Annotated in this window: 14 protein-coding genes; 8 read left to right on the top strand and 6 right to left on the bottom strand. The window is 68.7% G+C overall.

The window, feature by feature from the left end:
* Positions 1-18: 18 nt before the first annotated feature.
* Positions 19-1,806, bottom strand: a complete 1,788-nt coding sequence (locus ABY44_RS18770; RefSeq protein WP_060173644.1) for an SDR family oxidoreductase — start codon at positions 1,804-1,806, stop codon at positions 19-21.
* Between the two features lie 44 nt (positions 1,807-1,850).
* A complete protein-coding gene (locus ABY44_RS18775; RefSeq protein WP_060173643.1) occupies positions 1,851-2,747 on the bottom strand; it encodes a M24 family metallopeptidase in 897 nt (298 codons plus the stop codon).
* A 427-nt stretch (positions 2,748-3,174) separates the two neighbouring features.
* Between ABY44_RS18775 and ABY44_RS18780 the strand changes: the two genes are divergently transcribed.
* Complete coding sequence (locus ABY44_RS18780) at positions 3,175-4,452, top strand: HAD family hydrolase (protein ID WP_059698299.1); 1,278 nt, start codon at positions 3,175-3,177, stop codon at positions 4,450-4,452.
* A 90-nt stretch (positions 4,453-4,542) separates the two neighbouring features.
* Here the strand turns inward: ABY44_RS18780 and ABY44_RS18785 are convergent, their stop codons facing one another.
* From ABY44_RS18785 to ABY44_RS18795, 3 genes are all read right to left on the bottom strand, one after another.
* Complete coding sequence (locus ABY44_RS18785) at positions 4,543-5,316, bottom strand: slipin family protein (RefSeq protein WP_060173642.1); 774 nt, start codon at positions 5,314-5,316, stop codon at positions 4,543-4,545.
* Positions 5,313-6,905, bottom strand: a complete 1,593-nt coding sequence (locus ABY44_RS18790; protein ID WP_059698293.1) for an NfeD family protein — start codon at positions 6,903-6,905, stop codon at positions 5,313-5,315. The genes ABY44_RS18785 and ABY44_RS18790 overlap by 4 nt, the downstream gene beginning before the upstream one ends.
* Before the next feature lie 121 nt (positions 6,906-7,026).
* Positions 7,027-8,061 carry an AraC family transcriptional regulator gene (locus ABY44_RS18795; RefSeq protein ID WP_059588755.1) on the bottom strand — a complete coding sequence of 345 codons (1,035 nt, stop codon included), beginning with the start codon at positions 8,059-8,061 and terminating at the stop codon, positions 7,027-7,029.
* A 137-nt stretch (positions 8,062-8,198) separates the two neighbouring features.
* On the opposite strand from ABY44_RS18795, the gene ABY44_RS18800 reads away from it, so the two are divergent.
* The 6 genes from ABY44_RS18800 (at position 8,199) to ABY44_RS18825 (ending at position 15,708) form a co-directional block, all read left to right on the top strand.
* A complete protein-coding gene (locus ABY44_RS18800) occupies positions 8,199-9,332 on the top strand; it encodes an acyl-CoA dehydrogenase family protein (protein ID WP_027789617.1) in 1,134 nt (377 codons plus the stop codon).
* A gap of 186 nt (positions 9,333-9,518) precedes the next feature.
* Positions 9,519-11,225, top strand: a complete 1,707-nt coding sequence (locus tag ABY44_RS18805; RefSeq protein WP_431641573.1) for an AMP-binding protein — start codon at positions 9,519-9,521, stop codon at positions 11,223-11,225.
* 108 nt (positions 11,226-11,333) lie between these two features.
* Positions 11,334-12,863 carry a CoA-acylating methylmalonate-semialdehyde dehydrogenase gene (locus ABY44_RS18810; protein WP_060173640.1) on the top strand — a complete coding sequence of 510 codons (1,530 nt, stop codon included), beginning with the start codon at positions 11,334-11,336 and terminating at the stop codon, positions 12,861-12,863.
* An 18-nt stretch (positions 12,864-12,881) separates the two neighbouring features.
* Complete coding sequence (gene mmsB, locus ABY44_RS18815) at positions 12,882-13,784, top strand: 3-hydroxyisobutyrate dehydrogenase (protein ID WP_027789614.1); 903 nt, start codon at positions 12,882-12,884, stop codon at positions 13,782-13,784.
* Positions 13,781-14,572, top strand: coding sequence for an enoyl-CoA hydratase (locus tag ABY44_RS18820; protein ID WP_060173639.1), 792 nt, complete (start codon positions 13,781-13,783; stop codon positions 14,570-14,572). Before mmsB ends, ABY44_RS18820 begins: the two co-directional genes overlap by 4 nt.
* Complete coding sequence (locus ABY44_RS18825) at positions 14,569-15,708, top strand: enoyl-CoA hydratase/isomerase family protein (protein WP_042976715.1); 1,140 nt, start codon at positions 14,569-14,571, stop codon at positions 15,706-15,708. The genes ABY44_RS18820 and ABY44_RS18825 overlap by 4 nt, the downstream gene beginning before the upstream one ends.
* 55 nt (positions 15,709-15,763) lie before the next feature.
* Here ABY44_RS18825 and ABY44_RS18830 read toward each other — a convergent pair whose 3' ends face one another.
* Positions 15,764-16,669, bottom strand: coding sequence for a LysR family transcriptional regulator (locus ABY44_RS18830; protein ID WP_027789611.1), 906 nt, complete (start codon positions 16,667-16,669; stop codon positions 15,764-15,766).
* Positions 16,670-16,847: 178 nt separating this feature from the next.
* Here ABY44_RS18830 and ABY44_RS18835 point away from each other — a divergent pair.
* Positions 16,848-18,273 (top strand): MFS transporter (locus ABY44_RS18835; protein WP_431641578.1); only part of this gene is annotated, 1,426 nt, incomplete at its 3' end.

Raw genomic sequence — 18,273 nt, forward strand, 5'->3', positions numbered from 1 at the left:
GTGCGGCGTCGTGCGCCGTCAATGCGATGCCATGCTGACGCGGGCGATCATCCGGCCGAGCCACGGCATGAAGCGGCCGACGAAACGCATGGCATGCGCCTCGCCGCCGACGGCGACGACGGGACGGTTGCGCAGCACGCCGTCGACCATCGCCTGCGCGACGGTTTCGGGTTTCAGGCCGCGCATCTGGTACAGCTTCGTCGCGCGCTTGCGCAGCCGCGCTTCGTCCTGTGCACTGGCGCCCGCGTATTGCGTCGACGCCATGATTCCGGTCTCCGCGAAGCCGGGGCACACGGCCGTCACGCCGATGCCCTTTTCCGCGAGCTCCGCGCGCATGCATTCGCTGAGCATCAGCACGGCGGCCTTCGTCGTCGCATACGCGGGCAGGTCGCGCGACGGCCCGAACGCGGCGGCCGACGCGGTGTTGACGATGTGCCCGCCGGTGCCGCGCGCGGCCATCTGCTGCGCGAACAGCCGCGAGCCGTGGATCACGCCCCACAGGTTCACGTGCAGGATGCGCTCCCAGTGCCGCGTGCTCGTGTCGAGGATGCCGCCGGCCATGCCGATGCCGGCGTTGTTGATCACCACGTCGGCGCCGCCGAGTTCGTCGCCGACCCACGTCGCCAGCGCTTCCATTTCGTCGGCGGACCCGACGTCGACGCGTTTCGCGTGGGCCTGCGCGCCGGTCAGCCCGATCAGTAGCGCGGTGCGTTCGGCGCTCGCGAGATCGATGTCGCACGCGACGATCGTCGCGCCTTCGCGCGCGAACGCGAGCGCCGCGCAGCGGCCGATGCCGCTGCCCGCGCCGGTGACCACCGCAACCTTGCCGCTGAAGCGGCCGCTCGTTGCGCGGCGGCGCGCGTTCGCGAGTGCGGGCGGCTCGTTGCCCGATTCGACCGCGTCGATCAGTTGCCCGGCCAGATCCGCGAAGCGCGCCGGATCGGCGAGCGGCAGCCAGTGGCCGGCCGCGACCTCACGGCGGTAGTACTGCGGCACCCAGCGCGACAGGTTCTCGGACAGCGCGGGGCTCACGTACTTGTCGCCGAGCGGCACGATCGTCTGCACCGGTGCATGCGCATGGCGTTCGCGCGGCGCGAACAGGCAGCGGATGAAGTTCGCGCGATAGAGGCGCACGCCGCGCGCGCCGTCGTCGGCTTGCGTCGGACGCGGCGCGACGGGCGTTTTCTCGAGCCGGCGCAGCAGGCGCGGCCATGCGCGGCCGAGCCACAGCCGCCAGCCGAGCTCCGGGATGAACGGCAGGTGGAACAGGTACACGTACCACGAGCGCACGAGCTGGCCGCCGAGCTTGGCGAGCGACGCGGGCGTCGGGTGCAGCACGCGTTCGCGCAGCCAGAAGCCGACATGGTCGAGGCACGGCCCCGAGCACGACGTGTATGACGCGATGCGGCCGGAAAGGCGCGGATCGGTGACGAATTCCCAGCCCTGGATCGAGCCCCAGTCGTGCGCGACCAGATGTACGGCGCGACCGGGGCAGAGCGCGTCGATCACCGCGACGAAATCGTCGGTCAGCTTCGCGAGGTGGTAGTCGGCCGTGCGCTGCGGCACGCCGGACAGGCCCGCGCCGCGCACGTCGTACGCGATCACGTAGTGTTTGCGCGCGAGCAGCGGCGCGACGTGCTGCCAGACGCTGCTGTCGTCGGGATAACCGTGCACGAGCACGACCGGCGAGCGGGCCGGGTCGCCCCAGGTCCTGACCGCGAGCGTCAGGTCGCCGGAGGCGACCGCCGTTTCGCCATGAACCGATTCGAACAGGGCCAGCGGCGCTTCGTCGGAAAGAGGCTGCATCGTGAGTCCGTCGTTCAGGGAGTGGGGAGAAAGGCGGGTTCGCGTCAGGCGGCGGCCGGCACGGTCGCGACGGCCTGCGCACGCTCGGCCAGGCGGCGCTGCCAGCGGCGCACGTGCGGCAGGTCGTCGTCGAGCCAGTACGCGTCGTCTTCGGTGATCACGAGCAACTCTTCGAATTTCGCACCGACGCCGGCGAAGCCGAGATGCGGCTCGACGGCCCACAGGCCCGGCACGGGTGCATGCTCGGAGCGGCGGTCGATCGACCACAGCGGCGACCAGCCTTGCTGTTTTGCCGCGCGCCCCTGGTCAAGCAGCAGGTTGCGCGTCGCGTTCAGCCCGAAGCGCGCGACGAAGCGCGGCTTCGACAGCTTGTGGATCTTCGCGACGCGATGCGCGAGCACCTTGAACGGATAGGCCTTGTGGCGCGGCTCGACGCCCTGGCGGCGGCACAGCGCGTCGACTTCCTGCGCGACCTCGGCCATCGGCCGGCGCGCCTTCACGAGCCGCACGATCAGGTCGCGATGGTCCATCAGGTCGTCCTGCAACTGCTCGAGGATCGGGTTCTGGCCGAGGCAGTGCGCGTAGCCGACGTCGGCCACGATGCCGTCGAGCACCGGCGCGACGTCGAGGATCACCGGCATGTCGGTTTCGAGCTGCCGGTTGCTCGGGAAGAACGCGAGATTGAAGCCGCCCATGTGCTTGAGGCCCGAGAAGCCCTGGAAGGCGGTGCGGTCGCCGAACCACGCGAACGGCTTGTGCAGCCAGTCGTGTACGCCGTTGTCCTGCAGCCATTCGGTCAGGAGGCGAGCGGCTTCCTTTTCGGTGATGCCGGGGTAGAGCATCGCGCCGACGGTCTCGACACAGCGGTAGGCAAGCTGCTGGACCGTGCGGAATTGCGGCAGCTCGTCGAGGTGGACTTCCGGCAGCGAGTGGTCGGCCATGATGCGTCTCCAAGGGGGCGCTGATCCGGAATCCGTCCGCCGGCGTCGCCGTCACGGGTTATTCAGTCAGCATTTAATGTGTCATTGAACAATGTAACGATCATAGACGGTTCCGCGTGCCGGGACGTGAGGATTTGTCCTAATGGCAGGGGGAAATGGAGGGGAGCCTCTAGGTTTCCGGACGATGTCGCGAGCGGGTGCGTCGCCGGACCGGACGGCCGTGTTCGATCGTTTCGTGATGCCCGGCATGTCGCGCCGGATCAACTCGCCGTCGTGTCGCGGCGTGACGCTGTCAAATTGCCGAAATAATTTCGACACATCATTCGCCCCCGATTCGAAGCCGTCCCGGCTTCGCGGTGGCGATGACCCGCCAATGCGCCGCACGGGGCAGTGAACGGAACCGATTCGACATTTCCACGGAGAGACCATGCAACGCCGCCAGTTCATGAACACCCTTGCCGCGGCGACCGCTGCGACGTCGCTGATGCTCAAGGCCGGCACCGCCGACGCAAAGAGCGCCACCGCGCCGGACGCGCTGGACCCGGGCCGCTGGTCGCCGTTCAACGCCGCGCGCCTGCAGGCGGTGCTCGACCAACATGGCGTCGCGAGCGCGCGCTACGACGAAAAGCGCCGCCCATACGCGGTGTTCGACTGGGACAACACGTGCATCATGAACGACTGCGAAGAGGCGTTGCTGATGTACCAGATCAACCATCTGCAATACAAGCTGACACCGGACGAATTCGTCGGCGTGATGTGGAAGGACGTCCCGAAGGGCGCGTTCATGAAGGACTACACGACCGTCGACGGCAAGCCGGTGACGATGGAGGATCTCGCCGCCGACGTCGAATCCGACTACCGCTGGCTCTACGCGAACTACAAGGGTTTCGGCGGCAGCAAGAGCCTCGACGAGATTCACGAGACCGACCAGTTCAAGGATTTCCGCGCGAAGCTGTACTTCATGTACGACGCGATCTGCGACACGCACCCGCTCGAAGTCGGCTACAAGTGGATCATCTATTTCTACAAGAACATGACGACCGCCGAGCTGCAGGCGATGGCGGAAGCGTCGGACAACTACGGGATCGGCGACGCGCTGCGCAAGGTTCGCTACGAAAGCCCGAAGACGCTGCCGGGCAAGGCCGGCGTCGTGGCCGACACGCATTTCCACGGCATTCGCATCCATGAGGAAATCCGCGCGGTGATGCACACGCTGCGCGCGAACGGCATCGACGTGTACGTGAGCACCGCGTCGCTCGACGATGTGGTGCGCGTGTTCGCCGGCAATCCGAACTACGGCTACGGCGTGCCGCCGGAGAACGTGATCGGCCTGCGCCTCGACATGCAGGACGGCAAGTACACGAGCACCTATCCGGCCGGCTGGCATTTCAACTGGGGGCCCGGCAAGACGGTGGGCATCCGTAACGTGCTCGTATCGAAGAAGGGCTACGGCCCGCTGCTGGTGTTCGGCGACAGCGACGGCGACGCGTGGATGCTGCGCGACTTCAAGGACACCGCGGCCGGCGTGATCGTCAACCGGATGAAGAAGGGCGAGATCGGCGCGGACAGCAAGCTCGCGGCTGGGCAGATCGGCCAGCCGGATGCGCGCTTCCTGCTGCAGGGCCGCGACGAGCACACGGGCCTGATGATTCCCGACGAGAAGTCGATCAAGTACGGCAAGAGCGAGCGCAAGCTGCTCGCCTGACGGGTGCCTGCTGCCGGGTGCCGGGCCGTGGCGGCCCGGTGTCCGGCGGGATCGACGGCGGCGCGTCGCGCGGGCCGGAACTCGCGCGTCTCAGCGCTCGCGCGGCGTACCCAACCGATCCAGCAACGCCCCCAGCAGATCGATCGGCAGCGGAAACACGATCGTCGAGTTCTTGTCCGCCGCGATCGTCGTCAGCGTCTGCAGGTAGCGCAGTTGCATCGCCTGCGGCTGCAGTGCGAGCCGCTGCGCGGCCTGCAGCAGCTTCTCCGATGCCTGCAGTTCACCCTCCGCATGAATCACCTTCGCTCGCCGCTCGCGTTCGGCTTCGGCCTGTCGCGCGATCGCGCGGATCATCGTCTCGTTCAGGTCGACGTGCTTGATCTCGACGGTCGATACCTTGATCCCCCATGCATCGGTCTGCGCATCGAGCGTCTTCTGGATGTCGGCGTTCAGCTGTTCGCGCTCGGCCAGCAGCGCATCGAGCTCGTGCTTGCCGAGCACCGAACGCAGCGTCGTCTGCGAGAGCTGGCTCGTCGCGTCGAAGAAGCGCGCGACCTGGATCACGGCCTTTTCCGGATCGACGACGCGGAAATACACGACCGCATTCACCTTCACCGACACGTTGTCGCGCGTGATCACGTCCTGCGGCGGCACGTCGAACACGACGGTGCGCAGGTCGATCCGCACGACTTGCTGAACGATCGGGATGATCAGCACGAGCCCCGGCCCCTTCACTTTCCAGAACCGGCCGAGCATGAACACGACGCCGCGCTCGTACTCGCGGAAGATGCGGATCGACGACGCAACGAGCACCACGGCGAAGACGATCAGGACGCTGCTGAAGCCGAATGTGTAGCCGATCATGTTGGTTCACCTTGATGTTGTTGTTCCTGCGCCGGCACGTCGTACAGCGGCGCGACGGTGAGCATCAGCCCCTGGCGGCCGGTGACGCGTACGCGGCAGCCGGCTGCGAGCGGCACGCTGCTCGCGACGCGCCAGCGCTCGCCATGCACGCGCGCCCAGCCCGCGGCCGATGGAGCGGTGCCGGCCGCGCCGTGCGGCTGGTCGGCGCGCAGGCCATCGTCGAGCACTTCGCCGATGCTGCCGACCATCGCCTCGGCACCCGTCACGACCGGGCGCCGCCGCGCGCGCAGCGCGACGCTCGACACCCCCGCGACGAGCAGCCCGCCGCCGAGCGCCAGGCTCGCGATCACGGGCCACGGAATCCCGTAGCCGGGCACGTCGGTGTCGATCAGCATCAGCGCGCCGATCGTGAACGACACGATCCCGCCGAAACCGAGCACGCCGAAGGTCGGCAGGAACGCCTCGGCGACCAGGCAGCCGAGGCCGAGCAGCACGAGGCCGAGGCCCGCATAGCTGATCGGCAGCAACTGCATCGCGAACAGCCCGACCAGCAGGCAGATCGTGCCGGCGACGCCCGGCAGCACGAAGCCGGGGTTCGCGAACTCGAAGAAGAGGCCGTAGATGCCGATCGTCAGCAGGATCAGCGCGACGTTCGGATCGGCGATGATCGCGAGGAAGCGGCTGCGCCAGTCGGGTTCGACGATGACGAGCGGCGCATGCGTGGTCGCGAGCTTCACCGTGCCGGCGGTGGTCGTTGCGGTATGGCCGTCGAGCTGGCGCGCGAGGTCGGCCGGATCTTGCGCGATCAGGTCGACGACGTGCTGCGCGCGCGCCTCGCTGGCCGACAGGCTGACGGCTTCGCGCACCGCGCGCTCGCCCCATTCGGCATTGCGCCCGCGCAGCTGCGCGAGGCCGCGGATGTAGGCGGACGCGTCCTGCATCGCCTTGCGGATCTCGGTCGATTGCGTGTCGGTCGGCAATGCGGCCTGCGTGGCGGCCTCGGACGCACCGGATGCCCCTGACGCACCCGGGGTTCCGGCCGGCGGGCGCGGTGCAGCGGGGTTCGCACCCGGCGGCGCGGCACCGCCGATGCCGAACTGCACCGGCGACGCCGCGCCGAGATTGGTGCCGGGCGCCATAGCCGCGAAGTGGCTGGCATAGACGATGTAGGTGCCCGCGCTGGCGGCCCGCGCGCCGCCCGGCGCGACGAACGCGGCGACCGGCACGGGCGAGCCGAGGATGGCCTTGATGATCTGCCGCATCGACGTGTCGAGGCCGCCGGGCGTGTCGAGCTGCAGGATCGCGAGCGGCGCGTGCTGGCGTGCCGCACGGTCGAGCGAGCGCACGATGAAATCGGCGCTGGCGGGCCCGATCGCGCCGTTGATCGGGATCACGATGACCGGGCGGGCGGCGGCAGGTGCGGCGGGTGTGTCGGCGGACGGCGGCGCGGCGACCGCGGCGACCGCGGCACACACGACGAGCAGCGCCGCGAACAGCGCGGCGCGCGCGACCCGCGCGGACAGCGGGTGACGAGGGTGGCCGCCGGGCGTGGCAGGCACCGGCGACGGCCCGTGACGGTGAACGTGCATCGGGGCGTCCGGGCGGCGCGTGGCCGTGCGCCATCCGGCTTGCGGAAAGGGCGTGGGCCCGATGCTTAAAGATTAGGCGGTTTCGGCGGAAAGCGCGAAGCGAGCGCCGTGCCGGCCGGCCTCAGCTCGCGCCGCCGCCGCGCGCGAGCACTTCGTCGCGATAGTCGGCCGGGCTGCGTCCGCTCCATTTGCGGAATGCGCGGTAGAACGCGCTCGGTTCCGCGAAACCGGTTGCAGCCGCGACGTCGGCGATCGTGCGCGCGGGGTCGGCCAGCGCCTCGAACGCGAGGTCGCGCCGCAGCGTGTCCTTGATCGACTGGTACGCGTGGCCTTCCTGGTGCAGCTTGCGGCGCAGCGTGGCCTCGGCCACGTGCAGCCGCGCGGCCATCCCGCCCGCGCCCGGCCACGCGGCGGGCGGCATCCCGCGCAGCACCGCGCGCACGCGCTGCGCGAGCGCGTTCGGGTTGCGGTACTTGACGATGAAGCTCGCCGGCGCGTTGCGCAGGAACGTCTTCAACGTTTTCGCGTTCTGCACGACCGGCAGCGTCGCGAATTCGGGATCGAAATCGACATACGAATCGGGTTCGTTGAAACGCATGTCGTCGCAGAACATCGACGGATATTCATGGTCGGCGGGCGGCGTGTCGCAGCGGAAGCTCGCATGCAGCAGCGGGATGCGCCGCCCGATCAGCCAGCAGGTCAGCCCGTAGACGATGATGAAATAGGTCGCGTACGTGAACATCGCCGGCGTCGCACCGTTGTTGCGGTGCACGAAGCGCAACCGCACGCGCTGCGGGTTCGCGTCGAGTTCGGCGTGCAGGTCGTCGAGCACGCAGTGCATGAAATTCACCGCGCGCGCCATCGCGTGCAGGCCGTCGCGCGCGGTTAGCGCCGCCTGGCTCATCGCGATGAAACTGCCGCTGCGCATCGGGTGGCGATCCTGCCCGAAAAACTCGTCGTCGAGCGTGCGCGCGATCGCGTTCCACAGTGCGCCATATTGTTGCGCGGACACGCGTGCGCGCGGCTGCCCGAGCAGCGCCGGGGCGATGCCGGCCTGCGCGAGCAGCGGTTCGGCCGCGACGCCGCGCCGGGTCGCGAGCGCGACGCTGTAAGCGACGAGGCTGATCGCGACGGTTCCCTTGTCTTCCTGCTTCATCCGTGCCGCCGGTGTGGCAAAAACGCTCAGTGTAAATGAGCGGCGCGAGCATCGAACAGTCGCGCGTGCTTGCCTACACTTGTTGCATCGAAACGCAAGGACGGTCGCGCCCGGCGGCCGCGGGAGACAGCAGCACCATGGACGAGCTTTACACCGAAGACCAGCGGATGATCCGCGACGCCGCACGCGCCTTTGCCACCGAGATGCTGGCACCGAACGCGGCGCAGTGGGACCACGATGCGCACCTGCCTGACGCCATCGTCGCGCAGCTCGGCGAACTCGGCCTGCTCGGGATGATCGTGCCGCAGGAGCTGGGCGGCTCGTATACGGACTACGTAGCCTACGCGCTGGCGATGGAGGAAGTCGCCGCCGGCGACGCCGCGTGCGCGACGATGATGAGCGTGCACAACTCGGTCGGCTGCGGGCCGATCCTCGGTTTCGGCACGCCCGCGCAGAAGGATCGCTGGCTGGCCGACATGGCGGCGGGCCGCGTGATCGGCGCATTCTGCCTGACCGAGCCGCAGGCCGGCTCCGAGGCGAACAACCTGCGCACGCGTGCGGAACTGCGCGACGGCAAATGGGTGCTGAACGGCGCGAAGCAGTTCGTGACCAACGGCCAGCGCGCCGGGGTGGCGATCGTTTTTGCCATGACGGACCCGGAAGCCGGCAAGCGCGGCATTTCCGCGTTCCTGGTGCCGACCGACACGCCGGGTTTCATCGTCGGCAAGCCCGAGAAGAAGATGGGCATCCGTGCATCGGATACGTGCCCGATCACGTTCGAGAACTGCGCGATTCCGGAAGAAAACCTGCTCGGCAATCGCGGCGAAGGGTTGAAGATCGCTTTGTCGAATCTCGAGGGCGGCCGCATCGGCATCGCCGCGCAGGCACTCGGCATCGCGCGCGCCGCGTTCGACAAGGCGCGTCGTTATGCGGGCGAGCGCGTGCAGTTCGGCAAGCCGATCGCCGAGCATCAGGCGATCCAGCAGAAGCTCGCCGACATGGCCGTGCAGATCAACGCCGCGCGCCTGCTCGTGCATCACGCGGCGAAGCTGCGCACGGCCGGCTTGCCGTGCCTGTCGGAAGCGTCGCAGGCGAAGCTGTTCGCGTCGGAGATGGCCGAGCGCGTGTGTTCGGACGCGATCCAGATCCACGGCGGCTACGGCTACCTGGTCGATTACGAAGTCGAGCGCCACTATCGTGACGCGCGCATCACGCAGATTTACGAAGGCACCAGCGAAGTGCAGCGGATGGTGATCGCGCGGCAGCTTTGAGCCGCGACATTCCGCGTCGAAAGGAAGCATCGCGCAGGGCACGAGGGCAGTGCGGTGAACGCGGCACGCAACGACGTGACCGTGCACCGCGACAGAGGAGACCGGAGCCATGTTGCCGGTTCACCGCGAGGCATGGGACGAGAGCAAGCGCTAAAGCGCTAACTCTCGTCGACAGGAGACAAAACGATGACGGTACAGGCATTCCTGAACGCACGCGACTTTCTGCTGCGCCATCGCACCGACTACGAAACCGCGTACCGCGATTTCGAATGGCCGGTGCTCGACGCGTTCAACTGGGCGCTCGACTACTTCGACCCGATGGCGCGCGGCAACGACCAGCCCGCACTGTGGATCGTCGACGCGGCCACCGGCACGGGCGATCCGTATTCGTTCGCGCAGATGTCCGAGCGTTCGTCGCGGATCGCGAACTGGCTGCGCTCGATCGGCGTCGTGCGCGGCGACCGCATCCTGCTGATGCTGCCGAACCGTGTCGAGCTGTGGGACGCGATGCTCGCCGCGATGAAGCTGGGCGCGATCGTCCTGCCCGCCACCACGCAGCTGTCGCCCGACGACGTGCGCGACCGCGTGCAGATCGGCGGCGCGAAATACGCGATCGTCGACGAGAACGAAACCGCGAAATTCGACCAGCCCGGCCTCGGCCTCGCGCAGAAGATCGTCGCCGGCGCGCCGCGCGCGGGCTGGCTCGCGATGAACGACGGTTATGCGGCGAGCGCCGAATTCGAGCCGGACGCCGTCACGCACGCGAACGATCCGATGCTGCTGTACTTCACGTCGGGCACGACGTCGAAGCCGAAACTCGTCGAGCATACGCACCGCACCTATCCGGTCGGGCACCTGTCGACGATGTACTGGGTCGGCCTGCAGCCGGGCGACATCCACTGGAACATCAGCTCGCCGGGCTGGGCGAAACACGCGTGGAGCTGCTTCTTCGCGCCGTGGAACGCGCAGGCCTGCGTGTTCGCATTCAACTACGCGCGCTTCGAGCCGAAGGTGGTGCTCGATGCGCTCGTCAAATACCAGGTGACGACGCTGTGCGCGCCGCCCACCGTGTGGCGCATGCTCGTGCAGCAGCCGCTCGCGTCGTTCGACGTGAAGCTGCGCGAGATCGTCGGCGCGGGCGAGCCGCTGAATCCCGAGATCATCGAGCGCGTGAAGAAGGCGTGGGGCATCGCCATTCGCGACGGTTACGGCCAGACCGAGACGACCTGCCTGATCGGCAACTCGCCGGGCCAGCCGGTGGTCGCGGGCTCGATGGGCCGGCCGCTGCCCGGCTACCGGATTACGCTGCTCGACCCGGACGGCGCGCCCGTGACCGAAGGCGAGGTCGCGCTGCCGATCGGCGCCGACGTCGCGCGCCCGGTGGGCCTGATGAAAGGCTATGCGAACAACCCCGATGCAACCGCCTACGCGATGTGCGACGGCCACTACCGCACGTCGGACATCGCGATGCGCGGCGACGACGGTTACTACGTCTACATCGGCCGCGCGGACGACGTGTTCAAGTCGTCCGACTACCGGCTGAGCCCGTTCGAACTTGAAAGCGTGCTGATCGAGCATCCGGCGATCGCGGAAGCGGCTGTCGTGCCGAGCCCCGACCCCGTGCGGCTGTCGGTGCCGAAGACCTTCATCACGCTGCGGCAGGGCTACGAGGAAAGCCCCGCGCTCGCGCTGGAGATCTTCCGTTTCTCGCGCGAGAAGCTCGCGCCTTACAAGCGCATCCGCCGCCTGCAGTTCGCCGATCTGCCGAAGACGATCTCGGGGAAGATCCGCCGCGTCGAGCTGCGCCGCCGCGAGATCGAGCGCGGCGACGACGCGAGCGCGCGCATGCCCGGCGAATACTGGGAAGAAGATTTTGCTGCCGAACTGAAATGACGTGACCGCGGGCCGCGCGCCGCCTGTCGCGGCCGCCGCCCGCAGCCGAATTGAACCGGCCGCGCGGCGATATCGCGCTTCGCGGCCCTCTGCAAGGAGAAGGGATCGATGAACGCGAATCCGACGCCCCAAACGGGGCAAGACGTGCCGACGGTCAAGCTGCTGATCGACGGCGCTTTCGTCGAGTCCGCCACGAAAGAGTGGCGCGACATCGTCAATCCGGCGACGCAGCAGGTGCTCGCGCGCGTGCCGTTCGCGACCGTCGCGGAAGTCGACGCGGCCGTGCAGGCCGCGCACGCCGCGTATGCGACGTGGAAGAACACACCGATCGCCGCGCGCATGCGCATCATGCTGAAGTTCCAGGATCTGGTGCGCACGAACCAGCAGCGCATCGCGAAGACGCTGACGGCCGAGCAGGGCAAGACGATTCCCGATGCCGAAGGCGACATCTTCCGCGGCCTCGAAGTCGTCGAGCATGCCTGCTCGATCGGTTCGCTGCAGCTCGGCGAATTCGCGGAGAACGTCGCGGGCGGCGTCGATACCTACACGCTGCGCCAGCCGCTCGGCGTGTGCGCGGGTATCACGCCGTTCAACTTCCCCGCGATGATTCCGCTGTGGATGTTCCCGATGGCGATCGTCTGCGGCAACACGTTCGTGCTGAAGCCGTCCGAGCAGGACCCGATGTCGACGATGGAGCTCGTCGAGCTCGCGATCGAGGCCGGCGTACCGAAAGGGGTACTGAACGTCGTGCACGGCGGCAAGGAAGTCGTCGACGCGATCTGCACGCATCCGCTCGTGAAGGCGATCTCGTTCGTCGGCTCGACGACCGTCGGCACGCATGTGTACAACCTCGGCAGCGCGCACGGCAAGCGCGTGCAGTCGATGATGGGCGCGAAGAACCATGCGGTCGTGCTGCCCGATGCGAACCGCGAGCAGACGATCAATGCGCTCGTCGGCGCCGGCTTCGGCGCGGCGGGGCAGCGCTGCATGGCGACGTCGGTCGCGGTGCTGGTTGGCGAAGCGCGCGACTGGCTGCCCGATCTCGTCGCGAAGGCGAAGCTCTTGAAGGTGAATGCGGGCGCGGAAGCCGGCACCGACGTCGGCCCGGTCGTGTCGAAGGCCGCGAAGGCGCGCATCCTGTCGCTGATCGAAGCGGGCGTGAGCGAAGGCGCGAAGCTCGAGCTGGACGGTCGCGACGTGAAGGTGGCCGGCTACGAAAGCGGCAACTTCATCGGCCCGACGATCTTCTCGGGCGTGAAGACCGACATGTCGATCTACACGCACGAAATCTTCGGCCCGGTGCTCGTCGTGCTCGAAGCCGACTCGCTCGACGACGCGATCGCGCTCGTCAACGCGAACCCGTTCGGCAACGGCGTGGGCCTGTTCACGCAAAGCGGCGCGGCCGCGCGCAAGTTCCAGAGCGAGATCGACATCGGCCAGGTCGGCATCAACATCCCGATCCCGGTGCCCGTGCCGTTCTTCAGCTTCACGGGCTCGCGCGGCTCGAAGCTCGGCGATCTCGGCCCGTACGGCAAGCAGGTCGTGCAGTTCTACACGCAGACCAAGACGGTCACCGCGCGCTGGTTCGACGACGACACGACGGCCGGCCCGGTGAATACGACGATCCGGCTGCACTGAGCCGTGGAGGACACCAAAATGAAAATCGGTTTTATCGGCCTCGGCCACATGGGCGCGCCGATGGCGCTGAACCTGCTGAAAGCCGGCCATGAAGTGCACGCGTTCGACCTGAGCGCCGACGCCTTGCGCGCACTGCAGGATGCCGGCGCACAGGTGGCCGCGTCGCCGCGCGATGCCGCATCGGGCGCGACGTTCGTCATCACGATGCTGCCGGCCGCGCCGCACGTGCGCTCGGTGCTGTCCGGCGAGAACGGCGTGCTCGCCGGCCTCGGCGCGGGCGCGACCGTGATCGATTCGAGCACGATCGACCCGGCGAGCGCACAGGCGTTCGGCGCGCTGGTGCGCGAGCACGGCGGCGCGTTCGTCGATGCGCCCGTGTCGGGCGGCACCGGCGGCGCGGCGGCCGGCACGCTGACCTTCATGGTCGGCGGCAGCGACGCGGATTTCGAGCGCGTGAAGCCCGTACTCGCGGGCATGGGCAAGAACATCGTCCATTGCGGCGCGACGGGCATGGGGCAGGTCGCGAAGGTCTGCAACAACCTCGTGCTCGGCATCTCGATGGCGGCGGTGTCGGAGGCGATGTCGCTCGGCGTCGCGCTCGGCATCGACCCGAAGGTGCTGGCCGGCATCGTCAACACGTCGACGGGCCGCTGCTGGAGTTCGGACACCTACAACCCGTATCCGGGCGTGATCGAGACCGCGCCGTCGTCGCGCGGTTACTCGGGCGGCTTCGGCACCGACCTGATGCTGAAGGATCTCGGCCTCGCGAACGACGCCGCGAAGCAGGCCCGCCAGCCCGTCTATCTCGGCGCGCTCGCGCAGCAGCTGTACCAGACGATGAGCAGCCGTGGCGACGGCCAGCTCGACTTCTCGGCGGTGATCCGCCTGTACCAACCGGCCAGCAAGAAGGACGCGTCATGATCGAACTGGACTACGTCGACGACGGCGCGATCGCGTGCGCGACGCTCAAGCGTCCGCCCGCGAACGCCTTTACCGCCGACGGCCTGCGGCAACTGCAGGACACCGTCGCCGAACTGAATGCGAACCCGCGCGTGCGCGCGCTGGTGATCACGGGCGACGGCCCGAAGTTCTTCAGCGCGGGTGCCGACCTCAACACCTTCGCCGAAGGCGACCGCGCGGTCGCGCGCGCGATGGCGTCGCGCTTCGGCGCGGCGTTCGAGGCGCTGCACGACGCGCGTGTCGTGACGATCGCGGCGATCAACGGCTACGCGATGGGCGGCGGCCTCGAATGCGCGCTCGCGTGCGACCTGCGGATCGCCGAAACTCATGCGCAGATGGCGCTGCCCGAGCCGTCGGTCGGCCTGCTGCCGTGCGGGCTCGGCACGCAGACGCTGCCCTGGCTCGTCGGTGAAGGCTGGGCGAAGAAGATCATCCTGACCGGCGCGCGTGTCGACGCGGCCACCGCGCTGCGCATCGGCCTCGTCGAGGACGTCGTGGAGTCGGGCGCGTCGCGCGATGCGGCGCTGGCGCTGGCGCGCAACGTCGCGCGGCAGAGCCCGCACGCGGTCGCGTACAGCAAGGAGCTGATCGGCCTCGCGCGCCGCGGCGTGCCGTGCGGCGCGGCGCTCGCGGTCGAGCGCGAACGCTTCGTCGACCTGTTCGATACCAGCGATCCGCGCGAAGGCGTGGCCGCGTTCCTCGGCAAGCGCGCGCCGCAGTGGCACACCGACGGGGAGGGGCAACGATGAGCACGCCGGTCACGAATCATGACGCGTTCGCGGAGCATGCCCCCGAGGTGCTGTTCCGCGTGGTGAATCGCGTGGCGCTGATCACGCTGAACCGGCCGGCCGCGCTCAACGCGCTGTCGTACGCGATGATCGGCGAGCTGGCCGCGCTGCTCGAACGCTGCCGCCACGACGACCAGATCGTCGCGGTCGTGCTGCGCGGGGCGGGCGAGAAGGGCTTCTGCGCGGGCGGCGACGTGCGTGCGCTATACAGGATGGTCGCGCAGCGCGAAACCTGGCTGCCGTTCTTCGTCGACGAGTATCGGCTCGACTACGCGATCCATACGTTCCCGAAGCCGGTGGTCGCGCTGATGGACGGCGTGACGATGGGCGGCGGGATGGGCCTTGCGCAGGGCGCCGCGTTGCGCGTCGCGACCGAGCGCAGCAAGATCGCGATGCCGGAAACGCGCATCGGCCTCGTGCCCGATGTCGGCGCGACGCATTTCCTGTCGCGCATGCCGGCGGAACTCGAGCTGTACGTCGGGCTGACCGGCGCGATGCTGTCCGGTGCCGACGCGCTGACCGCGAAGCTCGCGGATCTGTGCGTGCCGTCCGCGTGGCTCGACACGTTCGAGACGCGCATCGAAAGCGTCAAGTGGGAAGGCGATGCGCTGCCGCTGCTGCGCAAGGTGTTCGAGCCGCCCTGCAACGTCGTGCCGCATGCGGCGCTCGACGGGCAGATGCCGTGGATCGTGCGTCACTTCGACAAGCGCTCGACCGTCGAGCGGATCGTTGCGACGCTGACGCAGGATCTCGCGCGCGAGGAACTGTCGCGCGAGCACCGTCAATGGCTGCAGGCGACGCTCGATGCGCTCACGGGCCATTCGCCGACGATGCTGTACGTGACGCGCGAGGCGCTGCTGCGCGGCCGCCAGATGACGCTCGCCGAATCGTTCCGGATGGAGCTCGGCATCGTCGCGCGCGCGATCGAGGAAGGCGACTTCTGCGAAGGCGTGCGCGCGCATCTCGTCGACAAGGATCGCAAGCCGCGCTGGGCACCCGCGTCGCTCGTCGAGCTGCGCGCCGAACGCGTGCGGCATTTCCTCACGTCGCCGTGGAAGCTGTTCGCGCATCCGCTCGCCGATCTCGGCGCGGCGTGAGCGCGTAGCCGGCGCGCCGTGCGGGCACAGGCTGCCGCGCGGCGCGCGTGTCATTTCACCGCTCGATCATCGGCGGAATCGCCTGCGCGAACGCGTCGATCACGCAGCGCGTCTTGCGCGGCAGGTAGCGCGTCTTCGGCCAGATCGCGTGGATGTCGCCTTCGCAGACGAAGCAGCGGTCGAGCACGACCGTCATCTCGCCGCGCTTCACGTAGTGATCGAGCAGCCAGCTCGGCAGCCAGGCGATCCCGAACCCCGATGCGCCGGCCGCCGCGATCGCCTGCACGTCGTCGAAACTGAGCTGGTGCGGCATGTCGATACGTACCGTCGAGCCGTCCGGCGCGCGCAAGTCCCACGGTTGAACCACGCCCGAGCGTGAATACGCGATCGTCCGGTGATGCTTCAGGTCGTCGAGCGTCTTCGGCATCCCGTGGCGGGCGAGATACGACGGCGCCGCGCCGAGGCTCCCGTATTGCGTGCCGAGCCGCCGCACCGCGAGGCTCGTGCTGTCCGCGAGCGTGCCGATCCGCACCGCGAGGTCGATGCCTTCCTCGACGAGATCGACGAAACGGTCGGTGATCGACACGTCGATCCGCAGATCCGGGTAGGTGCGTGCGAGATCGAGCACGACGGGCGTCACGCAGTGGTGCCCGAACGCGAGCGGCACGCTCAGGCGGAGCTTCCCGCGCGGCTCGTTGCGGCCGCAGTCGAGGTCGGCCTCCGCCGCTTCCAGTTCCGCCAGCGCGCGCACGCAGCGGTCGTAGTACGCCTGGCCGTCGTCGGTCAGGCTCTGGCTGCGCGTCGTGCGCTGCAGCAGCCGCGCACCGAGCCGCTTCTCGAGCCGTGCGACCGCCTTGCCGACGGCCGAACGCGTCATGTCGAGCCGCTCCGCCGCGAGCGCGAAGCTGCCCGATTCCACTACCTGGACGAAGGTCGTCACGCCGTCGAGTCTGTCGGTCATCGGAGGGAGGGGTGATTGAGTCCTGTGGTTCCCCAGTCTGGAGAAATACCTGCGTCAATGGGGATCAGAATTCTCACTATAGTACCGATTCCGGTTCAGCGTGCGTTGCCGGCCGCGCGCGACCCATCCTTCTCATCTGGAGGCGCGCGGCCCGTTGCCGGGCCGCCGCGCAATACGCATGACGCTATCCGACTCCCGCAGGAATGCGGTCGCGCTCGCGGCCGTCTGTCTCACGTCGCTGATGTTCGGCCTCGAAATCTCGAGCGTGCCGGTGATCCTGCCGACGCTCGAACACGTGCTGCATGGCGATTTCAACGGCATGCAGTGGATCATGAACGCGTACACGATCGCGTGTACGACCGTGCTGATGGCGGCCGGCACGCTCGCCGACCGGTTCGGCCGCAAGCGCGTGTACGTGACCGGTACCGTGCTGTTCGGCGCGACGTCGCTGCTGTGCGGGCTCGCGCCGAACGTGCCGGTGCTCGTCGCGGGCCGGCTGCTGCAGGGCGCCAGCGGCGGCGCGATGCTGATCTGCCAGATTGCGGTGCTGTCGCACCAGTTCCGCGAAGGCCGCGAGCGCGGCCGCGCATTCGGGATCTGGGGGATCGTGTTCGGCATCGGGCTCGGTTTCGGGCCGATCGTCGGCGGCGCGATCGTCGCGCTGGCGAACTGGCCATGGGTGTTCCTCGTCCATGCACCGCTCGCGGCCGTCGCGCTCGCGCTGATCGGCGGCGCGGTGCAGGAGTCGCGCGATCCGCACGCGGGCAGCCTCGACGTGGCGGGCATCGTCACGCTGTCGCTCGCGGTGCTGGGCCTGGCCTTCTACATCACGCAAAGCGCGGAACTCGGGCTGACGAGCGCCGCCGGCCTCGGCGTGCTCGGCGCGACCGTGCTGGCGGTGGCCGGCTTCTTCCTCGCGGAACGCGCGAGCGCGCGGCCGATGTTCGACTTCTCGGTGTTCCGGATCCGCGCGTTCACCGGCGCGATCTTCGGCTCGATGGGGATGAACTTCAGCTTCTGGCCGTTCATGATCTACCTGCCGATCTGGTTCCAGGTCGCGCTCGGCTACGACAGCGTGACGGCCGGCCTCGCGTTGCTCGCGTACACGCTGCCGACGCTGGTCGCGCCGCCGTTCGGCGAGCGGCTCGCGCTGCGCTACGGGCCGGGCGTCGTGATCCCGGGCGGCTTGTTCACGATTGCCGCCGGTTTTGCGCTGATGCGGATCGGCAGCGCGGCCGACCACGCGAGCTGGGTGACGATGCTGCCCGGCTGCGTGATCGCCGGCATCGGGCTCGGGCTCACGAACACGCCGGTGACCAACACGACGACGGGTGCGGTGCCGAGCGCGCGGGCGGGGATGGCGTCGGGCATCGACATGAGCGCGCGGATGATCTCGCTCGCACTGAATATCGCGGCCATGGGCTTTGTACTGGTCGCGGGGATCGTCGCGAGCCTGAAGGGCGGTGTCGCGGGCGCGATCGGCGACGGGGCGCTGCGCCGGCTCGCGCAGGAGATTGCTTCCGGGCGAACCGACGGGCTGCACGAGATCGCACCGGCGCTCGCGCAGGCCGACCCGACCGGCGCGGTGTTGCATGCGGCGCTCG

It is taken from the genome of Burkholderia sp. ZZQ-2 (assembly GCF_050768715.1).
Taxonomy (GTDB): domain Bacteria; phylum Pseudomonadota; class Gammaproteobacteria; order Burkholderiales; family Burkholderiaceae; genus Burkholderia; species Burkholderia cepacia.